The 243-nt window shown below is 41.6% G+C and carries 1 pseudogene; it reads right to left on the bottom strand.

The features are described 5' to 3' along the window. Nucleotides 1-239 (bottom strand): annotated as a pseudogene (locus BHE89_RS24775) (phage major capsid protein); the annotation flags it as partial. Nucleotides 240-243: the final 4 nt, after the last annotated feature.

Genomic DNA, 243 nt, shown 5'->3' with positions numbered 1-243 from the left:
CTTGCTGGCCAATTGTTTTGGCTGCCTGAACCGCATTATTCAACGGCATTTGTGCGACATGTTGCTCTAATTCACCTAATGAAGCTTTGAGTGTTTTTTCAGATTCACGCAATGCATTCAGTTCGGTTGCCATCTTATCGACTGCGGCTTTAGTTTCAGTGCTTAAACTACCGACTTTTTTGCGCTTCTTTTAAGGCTTCTTCGGCTTTAGCATTAAATTTGCCGTTGGCTTCTTCAATTTTT

Source organism: Shigella sp. FC1967 (genome assembly GCF_001743005.1).
GTDB lineage: Bacteria > Pseudomonadota > Gammaproteobacteria > Enterobacterales > Enterobacteriaceae > Proteus.
The sequence above is the reverse complement of the archived record's forward strand: the minus strand, read 5'-3'. Positions and strand labels throughout refer to the sequence as shown.